The organism is Microbulbifer sp. A4B17, assembly GCF_003076275.1.
Classification (GTDB): Bacteria; Pseudomonadota; Gammaproteobacteria; order Pseudomonadales; family Cellvibrionaceae; genus Microbulbifer.
Genome location: NZ_CP029064.1, coordinates 2,288,568 through 2,307,648, shown reverse-complemented (window position 1 = coordinate 2,307,648; position 19,081 = coordinate 2,288,568). Strand labels below are relative to the sequence as shown.

Here is a 19,081-nt window from a genome sequence, read left to right as displayed (position 1 = left end):
GCCCGGTTAACTGGCTCCAGCCAGAGCCACTTCAGGGTTATCTTGTGAGCTCTCCGACTTGGAATCCCTGCCATGTAAAATTCTGTAGAGTGCCGGCAATACTAAAAGTGTCAGGATTGTTGATGAGACAATACCGCCAATAACCACCGTCGCCAGTGGGCGCTGTACCTCAGAACCAATACCAGTATTCAGGGCCATGGGCACAAAACCGAGTGAGGCAACCAGTGCGGTACTAATGACCGGACGTAAGCGGATCAGGGCGCCCTCAATAATGGCCTTTTCTATGCTGTAACCTTGGTCACGCAGGTCCCGAATAAAGGAAACCATTACCAGGCCGTTAAGGATGGCAATCCCGGAAAGTGCGATAAAACCAACGGCTGCGGAAATGGAGAAAGGGATATCCCGCAACATTAAAGAGAGCACACCGCCGGTTAATGCGAGGGGTATACCGGTAAAGATAATTGCCGCATCTTTTATGGAACGAAGCGCCAGCAGGAGAAGCCCCATAATCAACACAAGGGTCAGCGGCACTACTATCGATAAACGTTCAGTAGCAGACTGTAGCGTTTGATAGGTTCCGCCATATTCAACCCAGTAACCGGGTGGTATTTCCACTTTATCGGAAACAGACTGCTGTACATCAGCAACAAAGCTACCCAGGTCCCTACCCCGCACATTGGCCGTTACCACTACCCTGCGTTTACCGTTCTCGCGGAAAACCTGATTGATACCGGCGGTGAGCTCCAAGCTGGCAATTTCCTCCAAGGGTACATAGTTGCCATTGGGTCGATGAATCGGCAGTTTCTTTAGCGCATCCAAATCCTGGCGCAATACCTCTGGCAAACGCACAACAATATCGGTGCGGCGGTCTCCCTCATAAAAGCGGCCAGCAACCGTACCTCCCAGGGCTGTTGCCAGCTGCTCCTGTATCTGGCTGATGGCCAGCCCATACTGTGTTAGCGCGGCCTGGTCAGGAACAATGGCGAGAACCGGTAAACCGCTGGTTTGCTCCATCTGTATATCAGCAACGCCTTCTACACTGCCGATAGCCGCTTCAATTTCACCACCCAAACGCTCCAATTGCTCGAAGTCATCGCCAAAGACTTTGATCGCCAATTCCGCGCGTACCCCCGCTAAAAGCTCGTTAAAGCGCATCTGGATTGGCTGGAGAAATTCATAGCGGTTGCCGGGAATTGGCTCTACCAGCTTTGCCAGCTCGTCTACCAATTGCTCTTTCGGCTTATCCGGATCTGGCCACTGAGACCTGGGTTTCAGGATAATAAAGTTATCGGCAACACTTGGGGGAACGGCATCGGTAGCCACTTCTGCAGTACCAATTTTGGCGAATATACGCTCCACTTCGGGCAACTCTTTAATCCTCTCCTCCAGGGATTTTTGTAGTGAAATCGCTTGCTCCAAGGATGTGCCGGGAATACGCAAGGCATGCATGGCAATATCGCCTTCATCCAGATTCGGCACAAATTCGCTACCCATTCTGCTTGCCGTATAGCCGGAAACCAACACCAATAGCGCAGCAATAACGACAACCGTGCAACGCTGGCGCAGTGCAAACTCCAGGGCCGGGCGATAAAAGCTATTCAGCTTCTCAAGTGCAGGGTTTTTCTTTTCGATCACCGGCTTGCGGAATAGCAGCGCTATGCCGGCTGGTACCAAAGTGACGGAAAGAAACATCGCAGAAAGCAACGCAATCACCACGGTAATTGCCATCGGATGGAACATCTTGCCCTCCACTCCAGTCAGGGCAAAAATGGGTAAATACACGGCTGTGATAATGAACACTCCAAACATGGCTGGGCGAATCACTTCCCGCGTCGATTGGAATACCAGGGTAAGCCGTTCTTTTAGATCTAACTGGCCACGCTCGCGGGCGGATTCGCTGAGGCGTCGCAGACAGTTCTCAACAATAATGATGGCCCCATCCACCAACAAGCCAAAGTCCAGCGCCCCCAGACTCATCAGGTTTGCACTTACGCGGGCCTGCACCATGCCGGTGATGGTCATTAACATGGCCACCGGAATGACCAGTGCAGTGAGGATTGCTGCGCGAACATTCCCCAGCAGCAGGAAAAGAACCGCGATAACCAGCAGCGCACCTTCCATAAGATTGGTTTGGACCGTGCGCAATGTCTGGTTAACCAGACCGGTACGATCATAAACCGCAGTCAATGTGATACCAGGTGGTAGACTCTGTTTGATATACTCTAACTTTTCACCAACTGCACCTGCAACGGTGCGACTATTTTCGCCAACCAGCATGAAAACGGTGCTCATCACCACGTCCCTGCCGTTCTGAGTAGCCGCCCCGGTGCGCATTTCGCGCCCCTCTTCGATCTTGGCCAAGTCGCCAAGGCGAACAGCAACGCCATTCACTTCCGCAACCAGGAAATCCTTCAGTGTCTCTAACGAGCTTGCCTGCCCCGGAACCCGCAACAACCACTGGGCGCCACTGTGTTCAATAAATCCTACACCGCGGTTACGATTGTTCTCCTCGATCGAGCGAATCAGGTCTTCCTGGGTCAGGCCGAATGCCAGCAGTTTCTCTGGCTCTATAGCAATTAGAATTTCTCTCTTGAATCCGCCGATCGGATTGACTTCCACCACACCAGGTACACGCAGTAACTGCGGGCGTACAATCCAGTCATGCACCGAACGCAAGTCCTTAGGTGTAACCGCACTGCCATCAGCATTGGTGGCTCCGGGTTCGGAGTCCACTGTGAACATAAAGATTTCACCAAGACCTGTGGCGATGGGTCCAAGCTCCGGCTCCAAACCAGCAGGCAGTGCACCACGTACACCAGTGAGCCGTTCATTCACTAACTGGCGGGCAAAATAAATATCGGTGCCATCTTCAAAAATCACCGTAACCTGGGACAACCCATACCGCGAAACGGAGCGGGTATAAGCCAGGCTCGGCAATCCAGCCATTGCATTTTCCACAGGGTATGTAACCCGTTGCTCAACTTCTTTTGGGGTATACCCCGGTGCCTCCGTATTAATAACCACCTGGATATTGGTAATATCTGGTACTGCATCAATGGGCAGCCGGGTGAAATTCCAAATGCCCAAACCGCACAGTAATAGCACAAGGGCAATAACCAGCCCGCGATTTTGAATTGAGGTTCTTATCAAGTACTCAAGCATGTCGAACCCTCAGTGATCGTGGGATGCACCGGACTTTTCAATGTCCGCTTTAATGATGTAGCTGTTACCGGTGACATATTCGATTCCCGGTCGAATCCCCCCCAGCACTTCAACCCAATCGCCAGCTTCACGCCCTAACTCCAACATACGCACTTCATACTGGTCGCCCACCTTGGCATAAACGACAGTAAAATCTCGGAACGCCTGTAAACCGGAACGCTTTACGGCGAGAGGCACCTCATATTCAGCAACTTGGATATCGCCACTTACAAAAGAACCTGGTGCGAGGCCTGCGGGAATATCTTGCAGTGACACTCGAACGGCGGTGGCCTGGTTGGGTTTCATCAAAGTATCAATTTGTTTCACTACCCCGAGGAGAGGAGTTTCCAAGGACTTGATATTTACGGAAACGGGCGCGCCCTGGCGAATCTGGGGACGTGTTGAGGGAAAAACATCCAGCTCTGCCAACAAAGCGGTATCATCGGCAATAGTTAATAAAACTCGACCTGCGGTCTGTTCACCAGGGTTCACATTGCGCTGAATTACTACACCGGCAATTGGGGATTTAATAGTGTAGGTGTTCAGGTTTTGATTGCTGTTAATGGCAATCAGGGGTTGCCCTTTTTTAACGCGCTCCCCCAATCCAACCTGCACAGTTTCTACATAGCCATCGAAACGCGCACTGATTTCACGTACCTGCTCTGGATCTACAATAAGCCTGCCGTAAGCGCGGCTGGTCTCACTCATCCTGGCAGGGCCAACGGTTTCCGTGTCAATTTCCATGGATTCTGCAATACCGGACTCAATACGGGTTCGCCCCTCAAAATTATCGTATTGCCAGCGGTATTCTTGCCCCTGGTACCTGGCTGTTAGAGTCACAACAAATGAGTGGGGCTCATAGATCACCATATCGCCACGCAGGTAATCCCCCTCAGGCCTGAACCCGATGTGATCCTCTCCATCTCCAAGCCTTGTAAGAACCACTTTAAGATCAACTTGTTGAGGATTTACCAGCTCTCCATCATTACTCACCCAAACCCGAAACTCCGGGGGAACACCAGTTTCATAAATACTTAGCTCAACGGCAAAATCACCTTCTCTCAACATGCGCCCACGATTGGGCCCTTTTTCCGGTTCTGCCTCTACGACAGCTCCGGCCGCATACACACTGCCGCTGCCACTTAGGAACAAGGAAAGTAAAGCACCGAATATCAGGCTGGAAAAAACTGCGGATCTCATATCTCGCTCTCGCTTATCTGTGCCAATGACAGGCCGGTAAGTTTTTCAATTTCAATCAGGCTAAGGTGTGCGTTGTACTGTGCCTGGAGCAGTGAAAGCTGCGCATCGCTAAGCCCCTGTTGGGCTAGAGCCAATTCCGAGTAGTTATAGCGGCCACGTCGATAGGCTTTTTGCGTGGCGGTGAGCGCTTTATCCAGACTGGGAATCATCTTTTCATTCAAGACGGCAGCCACGTGTCGGTAATGCTGTAGCCTTTGGGTCATCACAAAGAGTTGTGTATCCAACTCAATCTCTTTCGCATTTCTTTCTGCTCGGAAACGATTCTGTTCCGCCCTCAAAGCAGATACCTTGCCGCGATTGCGATCTCCCTTACCCAGAGGGATTGCGAAGCCAGCCACCAATCCATAATCTCCGCTCGCTTCGTTGCGACGAATTCCTGTATCAATCCGCCACTGAATGCCCGCTTCTGCACGTACCAAATCAATTTCAGCCTGCGCCACGCGCTCGCGACTCATAAATATTTCCAGATTTGGATTACTCGCAACCAAACTTCGCAATCTAGATAAATCAACTTCTGGAATGACACTGGAGAGAGAGCCCGCCACCCCAAGAAAGCTGGGTTCCCTGGAGCCCCACTGGGCAGCTAATTGATATCTGGCAATATCCAACTCGTGCTCGACATCTTCCACAGCTAAAAGTCGACGCTGCAAATCGACTTCCGCCCGAAAAGCATCGGCTTCATTCGTTCTGCCAACACTAACCTGCCGATTAATTTCAGCGGTCATCTTGCGAGCCAGCTCGACTGCTCTTTTAGCAATTTCCAGGCGTTCCTGTTGCGCCAGGACCTGGAAAAAGTAACGCGCGGTATTAGCGGCAACTTCTAATTCAAGAACCTGCTTTTGGGCCTCAATCACAGAAGTCTTGCTGCGTGCAGCCGATACACGTTTTTCTGCGAGATCCCCCTGCAATAGCCAACTGATGCCTACTGTTACCTGGGAACTACCGTTGCCATAACTGCTCTTATCCTCTCCCAATCCCTCAGCGGCAACACTAAGCTCCGGACGCGGTCCGAGCTTGGCGTGCTTAGATAAAGCATCCACAGCCTCAAACTGATATCGGTAACCCGCCAGTTCAGGGTGATTTTGCAGGCTTTTAAGAATTGCCTGCTCATAAGTGAGGCCCGATAACTCCTCGCTCTGCTCTGCCCTAAGGGGCCCACTTAATGCAACTAAAAAGAACACAGCCCCGGCCACAAAAAACCGATCTATAGTCGGTTTTTTAGTTATGACTAAACGCAAACAGTTAAACACTTCGGCTTCCTTAGTGGGAAAACAGGGTTTCGACGGTGTGGTGGAGTGCATCCACCGAAACAAGGCAAGTGCCAGTGAGAACTACGAACAATCCAGCTAATACCACGGGAGGTAAATTGCGCCCCTTATCATCAGATAACAAGTAACGAATACGGGCATCCAACTGGTCAAGAGCGAAATAACAGACCATTGCTGAGCTTCTCTCTTTAGACTGTAACCCATTGGAGATACGGGTTACTTTAAGCAGGGTTTGGGCGATAAAGGTCTCACTCCACCCCTGCCTATGGGCATAAGCATCTGCACGCTGCTCCATACATAGCGCCATCTGCCGATTCAGGTAATTCCCTAAACGCGTGGGGAAAAAGCTGGCAAACAAAGCGAATATTAATTTCTTCAGAGGATCAAATTTTTGCGCATGGGCTTCCTCATGCAGACGCACCACTTCAAATTCTTCCGCTGTTAACTGATCACGCAGACCGCTGGTATAAAACCCTTGTGGACGGAGCAGACCGCTGGTGAAAGCTTGGGGACCCTTTGCCTGGATAATACTCTGATCAGACTTATCCCTTTCGCAAAGTTGCATTAACAAACGGAGCTGCGCCAAATGGCGATGGGCCCGTTTAAAACTTTGAAGCACCAAAAATCCGGCAAGAGAAAGAAATGCGATGGTAAAAACACCATGCCAACTGTAGAGATTAAAAGCATTGATATGGTGCCAGTGAGCCAGTGATGCAACGCCTCCCAAGAACTTGGGGAATGCCAGGATGACAGCGGCAGTGGAAGCCGCGAACCACGGTAGCAATACCGCGCTCCATAGCAGTAAACGCCGACTACTGGCAGATAAGTGAAGTGAATGCCGGGAAGCAGAAAGGCAGGCAGCTGACACCAGTAAAATACCGACAAACAGGCCAAGTGCTGCAATAGTCAGCAGATTTAGCCAGAGTGCAACCTGCCCCAAAATCATTCGCGATCACCCTGCTGGCGTTTTACCTTCTGGCTTTCGATCAACTGCTCCAGCTGTTCTAATTGACTTTCGCTCAGCCCCGATGAGATTGAGGTAAATGCGGCTACCAGCCCGTTCTCATCATCAACGAACTCACGAGTAACGTCTTGAATCAGCTGTCCGACAAACTCGTAGCGCTCCACTGCCGGGCTGTATTGGAACGCGTGCCCCTGCTTCTCCCGAGACAGTAAACCTTTCTTGTAAAGGCGGTCCAGCGTGCTCTGGATAGTATTGAGAGAGCCTCCACGGGCCCTGCTCAAGTCCGAGTGAACCTGTTTGGCATCCGCAGATTTCCTATCCCAGAGATATTGGAGCACCTGTTTCTCAAGATCGCCAAGTCGCATAGACCATTATTCCAATAGTTAAAATCATTCTCTGAATGATGGTAGAGCGGAAAAAACCGATCGTCAATAGGTTTTTATATTTCGGTCTGTTCCCTGGCTGGATAAACTTTGTTCCGGACTCTAAGGGTGTCTATCTAAAACAAAATGGCCGCTTTCTTAACCTCAATACGGCAAACTAGACAACGACATAGATAACGTCAGATACCTTGGAAATACCGCCAGCATTTAGCGATGAAATCAAGGAGCCATTTGTCTTTAATTCAACATTAATGCAGCTAGGAGACGGCTTTATCATTGAGTAGCCCTGCTCTACCACAAAGTGATTTTTTTTCACCGCTAAATAATCGTGTAAGTAACAGGCAAGAGGTCCGGCGGCCATCCCCGTGGCTGACTCTTCAGCAATTCCATATCTGGGAGCAAACATTCTCGTAGAGGCATCGCGGCCTGGATGATTGGTTTCCCGGGTAAAAACATAAAGGCCTATAAGATCATACTTCTCAGAAAGGGCTTCTATAAACCCGTAATTTGGAGTGAGCCTATTTAAAACTTCAATGTTTTTAACACCAACTATGAAGAAAGCATTCCCTGTATTAACAATCATAGGAGCAGCAAGGGTATCTCCTGGGGTAATCCCAATGGCCCTGTGAATATCATCAACTTCCAGCGGCTTATAAGTTGGTCCAAGCTGCTCCATATAAGCGCCACCTGACTTTATGATTATATTTCTGGCTCCATCAATCGTCTCTTTAGAGGATTGCGATTTACCGAGAAACCCTTTCTGGGCCAAATATCCAAAAGTGGCAACAGTGGCAACAGTGGCATGGCCACAATGCGCAATTTGTCGTTTTGGGGTAAAGAAGTCCAATTTGAAGTCAGCAACTTCGGACTTAGAGACAAAGGCTGTCTCCGAAAGGCCTACCTTATCGGCAATAGCCAATTTCTGACGACTGGAAAGATGATCCGCATTCAAAACCACTCCGGCGGGATTTCCCCCCTGCTCACCATCCACAAAGGCGCGTACTAAAGCAACTTCAACTTTCATGAATATCATCCTTTTATGATCATGAAAGTCATGCTAGCAACTTAGAGCATACTCTAAGTCAATGACTTATTGAGCCTGGGGATCTTACGTCCAGTAACCTCGATAAAGTGATCCAACTCACATCTCTGCTCTTGAAGCCTACTCAGGTGCTCCTCCAGTAGTACTACAGCACCGGGTATATCTCCACTATTAAATGCAGCCACATACTCATGAATTCTCTTGAGCGCCATTCCCGAGTTCTTCATACAGGAGATCCAGTTCAGAAGTTCAACATCCCTTGCCGTATATTACCTGTGCCCACTGGAATCCTTCTTGACCCGACATATTAAACCCTGCTTTTCATAGAAACGAATTGTATGAGCACTAAGACCCGTCTGTTCGCTAACCTGGCCAATCTTCATTTACAAATCCTAAACTGATTTCGTCAAAAGTAGCTAGCTATGAACTTGTTAGATTTCCACGACTTTGAATAAATCGCAACGCTATTCTTTCATCAGTTTGTGTGAAAAACTTAATTATCCATCTATTTCTAGGGCTAAATCAAATTGAAAGAGTAATTACGGTAGCTACCATAAATATCGTTTTTCCGTAAGGGCCAGCAATAGGAGTTTATTCATTATCATTGATGTAAGTGATCACCGACAGGGAGCAACCTCGGAGATAGAAATCACCTTCCCTATTGCTTTGTCTCGAATAAAAAATCTCAGACTCTTGGATAGTAGTGGACACAACTCCATGTAAGTGTAAAACAATTACATTCTCAGTCTATATTCTCAGCTTGCTCCCTCAAGGCTAATCTGCAACAGACATGACTGACATTAATAAAGGCATTATTATAAATACGTTAGCTTTATTGCTCATCTCAACTCTTAATCTGGAAAGGCTTCCTAATTGATGAATATTAACTTAAGACCAATAATTAGCCCCCAAGTCACACTAAAACATGTACCACAAATCAAATATTCAACCTTTACTTCGTTAAATCCATTGACAACAGCAAACTGCATTAAATTTTTAAGCATCTGGAAGAATGACAATCAACTAAATGTAACATCTGCCATTTCTTCTCCGCCAAGAGATTAAATAGTGAAAGTGAGCTACAGAAAACATGATGATAAGACTTGCGGTGAAATTTACACTCCGCATCCCGGCTATTTAGACTCGAAGGAGAGTTTCTATGTAGTTCTGCTTAAGGGTGTTGGCCCTGTTTATCAACAAACCTATGTCGTTACCAATGCAAAGGTAGCTCACTGCAAGTGTATACCACCAGAACACCGACCACTGCGTCAAACCTCTTGAATGACCATCTATTACTATTTTACCCTATGCATGGCCTTGCCTGCACTATTTATTCTACAGAGCATTGTTGAAAGTTAATCAATTCTCAGATCAAATTTTTAAAGCTGCCGTTTAATTATCTCTATTTCAGCCCAGGGCATATATACGCATTTCCATAGTTAAACTCAAGCAGGTATAGATAATTTAACTTTCACAAGCAAAAATTTACAAGCTAGATATAGATAGGACATAATGAATTTCATGCCTAAAAAAAGAAGCTGCTCTAAAATTAATTCAAAGAACACGCTACACTTACTGTATTCATTTTGATAGCCAAAGCACCTGCAGATAAGACACCTATTAAGTTATGAACCCAATTAGATAAAAGAGAAAAATAATCATGAAAGAAGAAAAAATTTTGATTCTGGGGGCAGGCTCTATTGGATCATATTTAGCTGCAAAACTTTATAGCACAGGTTATCATGTAGATGTTATTGGTCGAAAAGCGGAGAGAATTGGCAATCAACTATACATAAATGATAAAAAATATCTTTTTCCTTCAACTTCCAGACAGATAAATAACAATACAAATTATGACGTTGTACTGCTAACCTCAAAGATTTATGACCTGAAAAAAAACCTGAACCTCTTAACCAAAAGCAATATCAAGGTAAAAATTATAGTTTTGCTGCAGAATTGTTTTTTTGACATATCTGACTATAACAAGTCATACGAAAAAAATATGATCAGCGCAATTGTCAATGACGGTTTTAACTTAAATGGAAACCGGCTAACCTACATTAGAGGGAAAGGTTTCTTTATAGAAGAAGGTAAGCACGGACAAAGAATATGCTCCATTTTTGAAAATGCCGGAATTGAACAAACAAAAACTCAAAAAATCACACAACAAAGGGCAATCAAAGCCATATTCAACTGCTCATCAAATATATTCTCAGCCATTTACTTAAAAAGTTATAGGGAATTATTTAAGGATAAAAGAATCACCGAAAGAATAAGAAACACTTACTTTGAAGCTTACGACATATTATCCAGGAAAGTTGAATTTAATCAAAACAAAGAATATCTCTGGAATAATATCTATCAAAGAGTAAAAGACATGAATCATTACCCATCCACTTATCAGGACGTTAAAGCTAACAAAATAACAGAAATTTCTTTTTTAAATGGTCATATAGTTCGACTAGGCCAAGAAATGAATATCGCCACGCCTTATAATTCTGAGGCGATAAAAGAGTTCAGGGAAAAATACCCAGCCCTATATTAGTAATAGAATTTCCCAAACATACCTCTACGTCAATACACGTTTAACCCTAACTAACGACTCACTAAAAACTATAGTCTTTGCCCAAAAGCTCCAGAAAGGCAGCTACCAGGCCTGAATAAGCTATTAGCTTGAGCATAAAATACTGCCGCAGGTATTCAGATTGACTTACTTATAGCGAATTGATGCGCTCTGCTCCGAAAGATAAAACTTATGATATAAGAAATATAAAAATACCCTAACCCTACAAGAACCATCGAGTCATTTTTCCTGACCGACATAAACGCCCACTGCAAAACCTCTCAACCGAATTTTTTATTTGCTCACAAGAACAGAGGAGTCATTACCTATCGCTCAGATTAACATCGGCCTAATGGCTGTATATTTCATCAAGTTCTCACTAAAAAAATAATCACCGTCATTTAGATATTTCAGAAATCGCACTATTGCTAACAGATAAAGCCCAGAATTATGAAGAAGTAAGTTTAGAACCACTTAGTTTCCAATAATTCAGCTATAGTTAACCAACTCACCTAGGTTTTCATAGGAAAGTCTAATGAATCGATGTGCCCCCAATGCGTTAGGTGTTGCGATAGGTGTACTTTGGGCATTTTACACCTTTTTTTGTGGGATCACTGCCATGTTTGGGTGGGGAACCGTACTGGTTGAAGTGCTCTCCTCATTTTACATTGGCTACGCCCCAACTTTTATTGGCGCTGTCATCGGTGCAGTATGGGGTTTTGTAGATGGCTATATTGCAGGAATTATTATTGGCTGGGTTTATAACAAAGTGGCGAAGTAAAAATAATGAAATAATAAATTATTTCGCACGCCTGATAACTTCGTGACATTTGTTTGTTTCAAAAATGGTTACCCTCTCATATAGATCGAGTAAAATTAATCTTTATTACGTACCTCTTTAAGATTATCACAAACCATCTCCATACCATCCAGTACCCGAAAAGTATGTCGCTGAATGATATCCGGTGGTACATGAAACAGGTTTCCCTCTTTAACTGCATTAATCCTTGGGTAAGCGTCCCAGGTATCCAACCAGTCTGGTCGCTCTTCCCCCATTCCACTGGCGATAATTACCTTCGGGTCCCTGTTAAGTACAGATTCAATACTAATCTTGGGTGCTAATACCAACGCATCAGCAAATATATTGCGGCCACCACAGGTTTCAATAACATCGCTAATCAGGTGATCGCCGTTAAGTGTTTGCAGTGGCTCATTCCAAACCTGATAAAAAACACTTACAGAATCCTGGTTCTTATGGTTGACTTGGAGTTGAGTCAGCCGCTCACGCCATTCTCCAGCAGATTTATCCGCATAGTCACTTGTGCCAGCAAGTTTACCGAAGCGCTGTACATTTGCAGCGATATCTTCGAGAGTGTGAGATTCAGATACGAAAACTGTAAAACCGAGATCCTCCAGTTTATTGATCATCTGGTCGCCATTTCCCGATCCCCAGGCAACAATCAAATCGGGATTTAGCAATAGTAAACTTTCATAATTTACCGCTTTATAGTTACCTATCTCCGGTAATTGCTTGGCTTGCTCGGGGTAATCACTGTAGCTTACTGCAGCAATTAGCTTATCCCCCGCCCCAGCACTGTAAAAGTTCTCCACGATATTTGGCGCTAGCGCAACAATACGCTCTGCTGGTGCAGGCAGTTCAACCCATTGGCCACGGGCATCTTTTACCCGCACGGAATCATCCGCCCAAGTATTACTCACCAATAACAAATTCAAGGCTAAAACAATACGGACAATACTGCTTCGAGACATCTCTTCAACTCAACTATAACTAAGGAGCTTCTAAACAACTCCGTAATTCACATTGGCAACCACTGCCACCCATAATATCAATATCGACAACTCACTTATCTCAACCAAACCGCCCAAACAATCGCCGGTATAACCACCAATAGCCTTATCCCACAGGCGACGCCAGAATAAAACCAGGGCAATCAAACTACAGACGATGCCTATAGCAATGGGTATTGGCGCCGCTAAACATCCAATAGCAACTACGATTGCAACTACCGGCAATAGGTCCCATCGGCGTTCGGAGCCAGAGGGCGGTACATGGCCTTCAACACGTGCGTATTGTGAAATTCCCATTAAAGCCAGGGCCGCAGCCCTGGCTAGCATAGGTGAGAGCACCAACGGCAGATAGACCCAAGCATCTTTTGTTACCGGGTTTATTAGCTCTAGCAGGGCTGCAATTGCAGCGAACTTTATCAGTAGGAAAACAACAACAGCCGCTACAGCAATAGAGCCGCAGTGGGGATCGTGCATTACCCTCAAAATATGCTGACGTTGTTCTTCAGGATCGGCACACTTATGTCCAGCAAAATAGGCATCAGTACAGTCAGCAAGGCCATCGAGATGAAGTGCACCTGTCAGGACCACCCAGAAACCCAATAGTATTGCGGCTTGTAACTGAATACCTAAAGGAGCCAGAAGGTAGGCGGCCCCAGATAACAGTACACCAATCACCACTCCAACCAGGGGGTAAAAATATATCGACCGCTTCACCGTTTCCTTGTCCACCTCCCGCAGCAAGCCCGCCACCGGCAGCCGGGTAAGAAATACCAGCGCATACAGAAATGCTTGGGATAGGTTGTACAACTTACGGGCAATAAACATAAGCTGACTGCTCTGGGTAGGAAACGGTAAAGGTCTTATTGTCCGAGTCGTATCTTAGCGATGCGGCAAACCCGTAGTTAACTTGCAATGAAATCATTTTCACTGGGAGCCAGTTATTCGCATACGCGAGCAACAACTTGATAACGCCACCGTGAGTAACCAGTAGCAGGGACTCTCCCGAATATTGCTGGGCTAGATTATCAATAGCTTGAAGAACTCTGGATCGAAATACGGGAAAGGGCTCACCTCCCGGAGGTGCATGCTTTTCCGGGTCACGCCCCCAGGCTTCACACAGTGCTCGTTGCTCAGTCCAGATTTTATCGACTGACTGTCCCTCCCAGTCCCCAAAACCAATTTCCCGAATATCAGGAATTTCAGTTATCGGCAGCTTTTTCTCTTGGGCAAGCTGAGCAGCAAAGCGTTGGCAGCGTTGTAAGGGTGAAGTAACAATCCGGTCCCAGGAGCCATCGAGTTCGGCAAGCCCTCGAAACATCTGCTCCCTACCCTCACTGGTTAGGGGCACATCGATCTGGCCGCGAAAAATATTTCCACCTTCGCAGGCACCGTGTCGTAAAAGATCAATCCGCAACTGGCACTCCTGCCTCACTGAAAGTGAACATTTTGTTATGCAGGTTCAGCGCTTGCTTGATAATACTGATGGCCAACACTGCACCTGTGCCTTCGCCCAGGCGCATATTGAAGCTCAGCAATGGCTTCACCCCCATACACTCGAGGGCTAGTTTGTGACCAGACTCATCAGAGAGGTGGGCGTAGAGCAACCAGGGCTTCACTGAAGGATTAATAGCACCGGCAATAGCTGCCGCAGCAGTTGCCATAAAACCATCGACCAATACAGGGACCCCTCGCTGGGCACTTGCGACAAACGCTCCTGTTAAGGCTGCAATCTCAAAGCCACCAAAAGTTTGCAAAATAGCAAGTGGCGAGCCCAGCGCTGCCCGATGCTGCTCCAAGGCAAATTCGATCAGTTCCACCTTGCGGGCGAGCACTGCATCGTCGATACCTGTTCCTCGGCCTGTAATGTTGCCAACCTCTAGCTCAAAAAGGGCAGCAAACATTGCAGCGGCGGAAGTGGTATTGCCAATACCCATATCTCCGCCAATAAAACAATCTGCATCGGTAGACTGGCGGCGACCGGCATCAAGAGCAAGAGCCAGCTGCGCTTGGGTCATAGCGGGATTACCTTGGGAGAAATCCGCAGTAGAGGGAGCTATAACTTCATCAATCAGGTCAGGGTGTTCAGCGGGGACCACACAGCCCAGGTTAATCGCGGCAAAGTCAGCATTCTGCTCGCGGCTCAATACATTGATAGCCGCCCCACCCTCGCAAAATAGTTTCAGCATTACAGAAGTGACTGCCTGAGGAAATCGGGAAGTTCCCTGGGCTGCAATACCGTGATCAGCACCGAATACGCGCACCGACAAATTATTCAGTTGGGGTTGCTCCCTCCCCTGGAATCCGGCGAAATCTACGGCAATGCTCTCGAGCCGACCGAGTGCGCCTTGCGGCTTAATCAATTGCTTCTGGCGGGCAATCGCGGCATTGCGAGCACTCTGGTCCGGGGTTGGTGCAGGCTTATCGAGCCAACTGAGTTCATCTGTCATCATTATCAGTCTCAGGTGATTCTTTAGGAGCCTATGAATAACTCCGTGATACCTCTGGCTTGCAGAGCGGTTCACAATCAAGGCGCGGCTTCAAAGGAATGTCTAGACCTTTCAAGAAGTCGCAACGCGGAGTGTGAATCGCTCTGCAAGCCCCGAAGGGCGGGTCTTGAAGGCCGCACCTGCTGCGTTGCAGCTCTTGCAAAGGGCTACGGCCATTCGCGGCGAGCTGCGCCTAACATCTGCAGCCTTCAAGACTCGCAGAGGCATTACGGAGTTATTCAGAGGCTCCTTTACTTTACAGTGAGCGGCAAACCAGCAATTGCCAAGGTGACGCTATCAGCTCGCTCAGCTAATGCCTGATGAAGCCAGCCTGCCGCATCCACAAATTCTCGCGATAACTGCCCAAGGGGCACAATACCCGAACCGACTTCATTACTGACAAAAATCCAAGGTGGGGTATTACCGTTAGCGCTAGTACGCCTCTGATCGATATATTGCAGAAGCGCCCCTTGCTCACGCTCCCAAACGCCCTGATGAAGACAGTTGCTCAACCACAAAGTGAGGCAGTCCACCAGTACACAGTGGGACTCAGGAGCTGTAACCAGAGCCTCTGCCAGTGCAATAGGCTCTTCCAGGGTCTGCCAGCGATGATCCCGGTCTTCCCGATGTCGAGCAATACGGGTAGACATTTCTTGATCGCCCGCAGTAGCCGTTGCCAGGTAGGTAAGTCCACCATCGCTACTGCTGTTTAGCCACTGCTCCGCGCGCTGTTGCGCGAGCCGGCTTTTTCCACTGCGTGCGCCTCCTAGTACCAGATGCACACCAATGGAACTAGACATCGGCAATCACCAGGGATTTACCGGTTACCGGGTGTGGCATCACCGTGACACTGTAGCCGTAAAGCTGCTGCATATTCTCCGCAGTCAATACATCCTCCGGATTTCCGTAGGCCATACTGCGCCCCTGCTTTAAGGCGAGAATCCTGTCGCTATAGCCGCTGGCATGGGCCAGATCATGGACCGTCATTACCACAGCTACGCCACTTCGCGCGAAGTCTCTTACCGCTCTCATCATTCCATATTGGTGTGCAATATCCAGGCTGGCAGCGGGCTCATCTAATAAGAGGAGGCGCTCTCCCCCATCCTCTGCCCGCCAGATCTGGGCCATCACCCGAGCCAATTGCAAGCGCTGCTGCTCGCCGCCAGATAATGTTGGGTACAGGCGCTCAGACAAATGACTAACATCCAGCGCTGCCATGGCTTCCAGGCAGATTTCTCGGTCCCGGTCGGTGCCGGTGGAATGCGGAGTTCGACTGAGGGCGACCAATTCCAGCCCAGTAAAGGCAAATGTCAGTGGGTTATTTTGCGGCAGGACGGCAACTTGCCTGGCTCGATTGCGGGCGGACAACTTTGCAAAAGGGCTGCCTTTAAAGTGGACCTGCCCGGAATCCATCCTGACTTCACCGCAAAGGGCACGCAGCAGAGTCGACTTACCAGCGCCATTGGAGCCAATCACACAAACCAGCTCGCCGACATCTACCTCTAGGTTGATATCTTGCAATAGCGGCCGATTATCGACACTAACCGCAACTCCCTCCACCTGTAGCAGAGCCATTAAATTGCCCCCCTGCTTTTGCGCAACAAGGAAACAAAGAAAGGCACTCCAATTAGTGCGGTGATCAGCCCTACCGGGATCTCCACCGGGGCAATAATGGTTCGCGCCAGGGTATCCGAAACTAGCAATAAACTGGCTCCAGCCAGGGCAGAAAGCGGCAGCAGCTGCCGGTGATCAGGTCCCACCCACAAACGCACTATATGGGGCACTACCAGCCCCACAAAAGCAATACTGCCGGCTACTGCAACCGAAGTGCCCACTCCAGCCGCGACGAGCACTATCAAACGGGTTTTTACCCGCTCCACATCAATACCGAGATGTCGCGCCTGGGATTCTCCCAATAAAAGAACATTTAGTGAGGTCCCGAAGCGGGACATACTGGCAAGCAAAGCGCCCAGCACGGCCAAAACCAGAAAAGCGCGAGGATAGCTCGCTGCATCCAGCCCTCCCATAAGCCACAGGCTCATACGGCGCAGGGTGTCATTATCAGCAAAGTACTCCATTAGCCCGATCAGACTTGCGGAAAAAGCGGTAACGGCAATCCCCATTAGCAACATGGTGGCCACGGAAGTGCCATTAATACTTTTCGCCACTTTGTAGACCAGTGTCACCGCTAAAAGGCCGCTAAAAAAAGCAGCTATGGATACAACGGGCAAACTTCCAAACGCAGCGGCGACCTCCGCTCCTAGCAGAATGGCCAAACAAGCACCGAGAGAAGCCCCTGCGGTAACACCAATCAGGGATGGGTCAGCTAGAGGGTTTCGAAATAAGCCTTGTAACATTGCCCCGCAGATGGCGAGCACAGCACCCACTCCAGCCGCCAACATGGCTCTCGGTAATCGTATTACCTGAACAATATCCCCAGCGAGTCCACCATCGCCCTGGCCACTGATCGCAGCAAATAGTTGTGAGGGTGAGAGATACACTGCACCTATAGCAACGGCAGCAGAAAAACTAAGGGCAAGTACTGCAGGCAGTAACCACCAGGCAATATTTAATGCTTTTATACGGGCAACAGTCACTGGGAATCCTCTTGCAACGCTGCCGTCTCCCTGGTTCCCTCAAATTGCTCGAGCCAGTTTCCCTGGATATTCTCGGCAATAGTCTCAGCCAGCCTGTCCAATTGTTGCTGCCGCTGTTCACCCACATCCAGCGGCGTAGAGTCTTTCAACCCACCCCAGGCAAAAAGTGCGCTCAGCGCTTCGGGTGAATCGAACAGCCCATGCACGTAGGTCGCGAATACCTGTCCATCAGCACTTATTGCACCATCAGGCCTGGAATTTCCATCTTTATCACAGATATATACCGCTGGAGTTTGCAGAGCTACACCTTCTGTTATACCACAGTGGATTTCATAGCCCTGAACAGGAGCAGCTTCTTTTACTTCATTTTCCAAAGCTAAAAAGCCGGTAATATTTTTCAGTGCTTTGACTGGTTGCAAGCGAGTTGTGAAATCCAGATAACCCAAGCCCGGTTCGTTACCCGGGGTATCCTCTACCCCATCGGGGTCCTGTACCTCGCTCCCCAGCATTTGCAAACCACCGCAAATACCCACGAGTTTGCCGCCATAGCGCAGATGCCGATCCAACTGTGCAGGCCAATCGTTTTCTTTTAAGTAAGCCAAGTCTGCCCGCACATTTTTACTGCCGGGAAGAATAATCCAGTCGCACTGAGGGACTGGTTCACGAACACTGACAAACTGCAGATCGATATCCGGATGCAACCTCAGCGCATCAAAATCTGTATGATTGCTTATGCGCGGCAATAACGGCACTACCACTTTCAATCGAGCATCAGCACCGCTCTGTTGGGTACTAATGGCATCCTCTGCGTCAAGGTAGAGGTCATGGAGATAGGGTAAGACTCCGAGAACTGGTTTGCCGGTATATTCCTCTAACCAATCGAGCCCCGGCTGAAGTAATTGCAGATCGCCACGAAAGCGGTTGATCACAAAACCGACGACACGCTCTCGTTCTGAGGAAGACAGCAATTCGAGGGTGCCTACCAAGTGGGCGAACACACCTCCGCGGTCGATATCGGCAATCAGTATAACCGGGCAATCAACGGCCTCGGCAAAGCCCATATTGGCAATATCGTTTTCCCGCAGGTTAATTTCTGCCGGGCTGCCAGCCCCTTCAACTAACACCAGCTCATATTGATCATCGAGCCGCGCGAAGGAGTCCAGCACTGCATTTTGCGCGGTAGCTTTGTAGTGGTGGTAATCCAGCGCCTGCATATTCCCCAGCACTTTACCCTGGATAATAACCTGAGCTCCGGTATCTGAAGCGGGCTTAAGTAACACCGGGTTCATATCGCTGTGGGGGTCGACCCCACAGGCCAGGGCTTGCAGCGCTTGTGCCCGCCCTATCTCACCACCATCCACCGTTACGGCACTATTGAGTGCCATGTTTTGCGGTTTAAAAGGTGCGACACTGACTCCGCGCAGGGAAAAGTAACGAGCGAGCCCGGCCACCAGAGTACTCTTGCCGGCATCGGAAGTCGTGCCCTGAACCATCAACACGGACATAGT

18 protein-coding genes are annotated in these 19,081 nt (G+C 48.4%); 2 read left to right on the top strand and 16 right to left on the bottom strand.

From position 1 onward, the window contains the following. Window positions 1–6 precede the first annotated feature (6 nt). From BTJ40_RS10390 to BTJ40_RS23165, 8 genes are all read right to left on the bottom strand, one after another. A complete protein-coding gene (locus BTJ40_RS10390; protein ID WP_108733025.1) occupies window positions 7–3,162 on the bottom strand; it encodes an efflux RND transporter permease subunit in 3,156 nt (1,051 codons plus the stop codon). A gap of 9 nt (window positions 3,163–3,171) precedes the next feature. After that, a complete protein-coding gene (locus BTJ40_RS10385) occupies window positions 3,172–4,401 on the bottom strand; it encodes an efflux RND transporter periplasmic adaptor subunit (protein WP_108733024.1) in 1,230 nt (409 codons plus the stop codon). Then, window positions 4,398–5,642 carry a TolC family protein gene (locus BTJ40_RS10380; RefSeq protein ID WP_192879400.1) on the bottom strand — a complete coding sequence of 415 codons (1,245 nt, stop codon included), beginning with the start codon at window positions 5,640–5,642 and terminating at the stop codon, window positions 4,398–4,400. The genes BTJ40_RS10385 and BTJ40_RS10380 overlap by 4 nt, the downstream gene beginning before the upstream one ends. Window positions 5,643–5,721: 79 nt before the next feature. Continuing rightward, on the bottom strand, window positions 5,722–6,675 hold the full coding sequence (locus tag BTJ40_RS10375; RefSeq protein WP_108733022.1) for a M56 family metallopeptidase: 954 nt from the start codon (window positions 6,673–6,675) through the stop codon (window positions 5,722–5,724). Further along, the gene (locus tag BTJ40_RS10370; protein WP_108733021.1) at window positions 6,672–7,058 is read right to left on the bottom strand and encodes a BlaI/MecI/CopY family transcriptional regulator; all 387 of its coding nucleotides are present in this window, start codon (window positions 7,056–7,058) and stop codon (window positions 6,672–6,674) included. The genes BTJ40_RS10375 and BTJ40_RS10370 overlap by 4 nt, the downstream gene beginning before the upstream one ends. 175 nt (window positions 7,059–7,233) lie before the next feature. Continuing rightward, the gene (locus tag BTJ40_RS10365; protein ID WP_108733020.1) at window positions 7,234–8,100 is read right to left on the bottom strand and encodes a PhzF family phenazine biosynthesis protein; all 867 of its coding nucleotides are present in this window, start codon (window positions 8,098–8,100) and stop codon (window positions 7,234–7,236) included. 53 nt (window positions 8,101–8,153) lie between these two features. Beyond that, window positions 8,154–8,345, bottom strand: coding sequence for a hypothetical protein (locus BTJ40_RS22570; protein WP_202862879.1), 192 nt, complete (start codon window positions 8,343–8,345; stop codon window positions 8,154–8,156). Window positions 8,346–8,387: 42 nt separating this feature from the next. Beyond that, window positions 8,388–8,501, bottom strand: a complete 114-nt coding sequence (locus BTJ40_RS23165; protein ID WP_202862878.1) for a MerR family DNA-binding transcriptional regulator — start codon at window positions 8,499–8,501, stop codon at window positions 8,388–8,390. Between the two features lie 1,277 nt (window positions 8,502–9,778). Between BTJ40_RS23165 and BTJ40_RS10355 the strand changes: the two genes are divergently transcribed. Beyond that, window positions 9,779–10,663, top strand: coding sequence for a ketopantoate reductase family protein (locus tag BTJ40_RS10355; RefSeq protein ID WP_108733019.1), 885 nt, complete (start codon window positions 9,779–9,781; stop codon window positions 10,661–10,663). Between the two features lie 553 nt (window positions 10,664–11,216). Continuing rightward, window positions 11,217–11,462 (top strand): bacteriophage holin, encoded by a 246-nt coding sequence (locus BTJ40_RS10350; protein WP_108733018.1) that lies wholly within the window; start codon window positions 11,217–11,219, stop codon window positions 11,460–11,462. A 95-nt stretch (window positions 11,463–11,557) separates the two neighbouring features. On the opposite strand, the gene BTJ40_RS10345 is transcribed toward BTJ40_RS10350, so the two are convergent. The 8 genes from BTJ40_RS10345 to BTJ40_RS10310 form a co-directional block, all read right to left on the bottom strand. Beyond that, window positions 11,558–12,451, bottom strand: coding sequence for a cobalamin-binding protein (locus BTJ40_RS10345; RefSeq protein ID WP_108733017.1), 894 nt, complete (start codon window positions 12,449–12,451; stop codon window positions 11,558–11,560). A 30-nt stretch (window positions 12,452–12,481) separates the two neighbouring features. Continuing rightward, window positions 12,482–13,315, bottom strand: a complete 834-nt coding sequence (cobS, locus tag BTJ40_RS10340) for an adenosylcobinamide-GDP ribazoletransferase (RefSeq protein ID WP_108733016.1) — start codon at window positions 13,313–13,315, stop codon at window positions 12,482–12,484. Next, window positions 13,299–13,904 carry a histidine phosphatase family protein gene (locus tag BTJ40_RS10335; protein ID WP_157953995.1) on the bottom strand — a complete coding sequence of 202 codons (606 nt, stop codon included), beginning with the start codon at window positions 13,902–13,904 and terminating at the stop codon, window positions 13,299–13,301. The genes cobS and BTJ40_RS10335 overlap by 17 nt, the downstream gene beginning before the upstream one ends. Continuing rightward, window positions 13,894–14,940, bottom strand: coding sequence for a nicotinate-nucleotide--dimethylbenzimidazole phosphoribosyltransferase (gene cobT / locus BTJ40_RS10330; RefSeq protein WP_238152189.1), 1,047 nt, complete (start codon window positions 14,938–14,940; stop codon window positions 13,894–13,896). Before cobT ends, BTJ40_RS10335 begins: the two co-directional genes overlap by 11 nt. A gap of 287 nt (window positions 14,941–15,227) precedes the next feature. Further along, entirely contained in the window at window positions 15,228–15,776 is a 549-nt protein-coding gene (gene cobU, locus BTJ40_RS10325; RefSeq protein WP_108733014.1) for a bifunctional adenosylcobinamide kinase/adenosylcobinamide-phosphate guanylyltransferase, read from the bottom strand. After that, window positions 15,769–16,551: a heme ABC transporter ATP-binding protein gene (locus BTJ40_RS10320; protein WP_108733013.1), complete on the bottom strand. Its 783-nt coding sequence runs from the start codon at window positions 16,549–16,551 to the stop codon at window positions 15,769–15,771. The genes cobU and BTJ40_RS10320 overlap by 8 nt, the downstream gene beginning before the upstream one ends. Continuing rightward, complete coding sequence (locus BTJ40_RS10315) at window positions 16,551–17,573, bottom strand: iron ABC transporter permease (RefSeq protein WP_108733012.1); 1,023 nt, start codon at window positions 17,571–17,573, stop codon at window positions 16,551–16,553. The genes BTJ40_RS10320 and BTJ40_RS10315 overlap by 1 nt, the downstream gene beginning before the upstream one ends. Then, complete coding sequence (locus BTJ40_RS10310; protein WP_108733011.1) at window positions 17,570–19,078, bottom strand: cobyric acid synthase; 1,509 nt, start codon at window positions 19,076–19,078, stop codon at window positions 17,570–17,572. Before BTJ40_RS10310 ends, BTJ40_RS10315 begins: the two co-directional genes overlap by 4 nt. Window positions 19,079–19,081 lie beyond the last annotated feature (3 nt).

Coding starts and splice junctions, on each gene's coding strand:
- BTJ40_RS10390 (WP_108733025.1), bottom strand. CDS start 3,162: ATGCTTGAGTACTTGATAAGAACCTCAATTCAAAATCGCGGGCTGGTT.
- BTJ40_RS10385 (WP_108733024.1), bottom strand. CDS start 4,401: ATGAGATCCGCAGTTTTTTCCAGCCTGATATTCGGTGCTTTACTTTCC.
- BTJ40_RS10375 (WP_108733022.1), bottom strand. CDS start 6,675: ATGATTTTGGGGCAGGTTGCACTCTGGCTAAATCTGCTGACTATTGCA.
- BTJ40_RS10370 (WP_108733021.1), bottom strand. CDS start 7,058: ATGCGACTTGGCGATCTTGAGAAACAGGTGCTCCAATATCTCTGGGAT.
- BTJ40_RS10365 (WP_108733020.1), bottom strand. CDS start 8,100: ATGAAAGTTGAAGTTGCTTTAGTACGCGCCTTTGTGGATGGTGAGCAG.
- BTJ40_RS22570 (WP_202862879.1), bottom strand. CDS start 8,345: ATGAAGAACTCGGGAATGGCGCTCAAGAGAATTCATGAGTATGTGGCT.
- BTJ40_RS23165 (WP_202862878.1), bottom strand. CDS start 8,501: ATGAAGATTGGCCAGGTTAGCGAACAGACGGGTCTTAGTGCTCATACA.
- BTJ40_RS10355 (WP_108733019.1), top strand. CDS start 9,779: ATGAAAGAAGAAAAAATTTTGATTCTGGGGGCAGGCTCTATTGGATCA.
- BTJ40_RS10350 (WP_108733018.1), top strand. CDS start 11,217: ATGAATCGATGTGCCCCCAATGCGTTAGGTGTTGCGATAGGTGTACTT.
- BTJ40_RS10345 (WP_108733017.1), bottom strand. CDS start 12,451: ATGTCTCGAAGCAGTATTGTCCGTATTGTTTTAGCCTTGAATTTGTTA.
- cobS (WP_108733016.1), bottom strand. CDS start 13,315: ATGTTTATTGCCCGTAAGTTGTACAACCTATCCCAAGCATTTCTGTAT.
- cobT (WP_238152189.1), bottom strand. CDS start 14,940: ATGATGACAGATGAACTCAGTTGGCTCGATAAGCCTGCACCAACCCCG.
- cobU (WP_108733014.1), bottom strand. CDS start 15,776: ATGTCTAGTTCCATTGGTGTGCATCTGGTACTAGGAGGCGCACGCAGT.
- BTJ40_RS10320 (WP_108733013.1), bottom strand. CDS start 16,551: ATGGCTCTGCTACAGGTGGAGGGAGTTGCGGTTAGTGTCGATAATCGG.
- BTJ40_RS10310 (WP_108733011.1), bottom strand. CDS start 19,078: ATGTCCGTGTTGATGGTTCAGGGCACGACTTCCGATGCCGGCAAGAGT.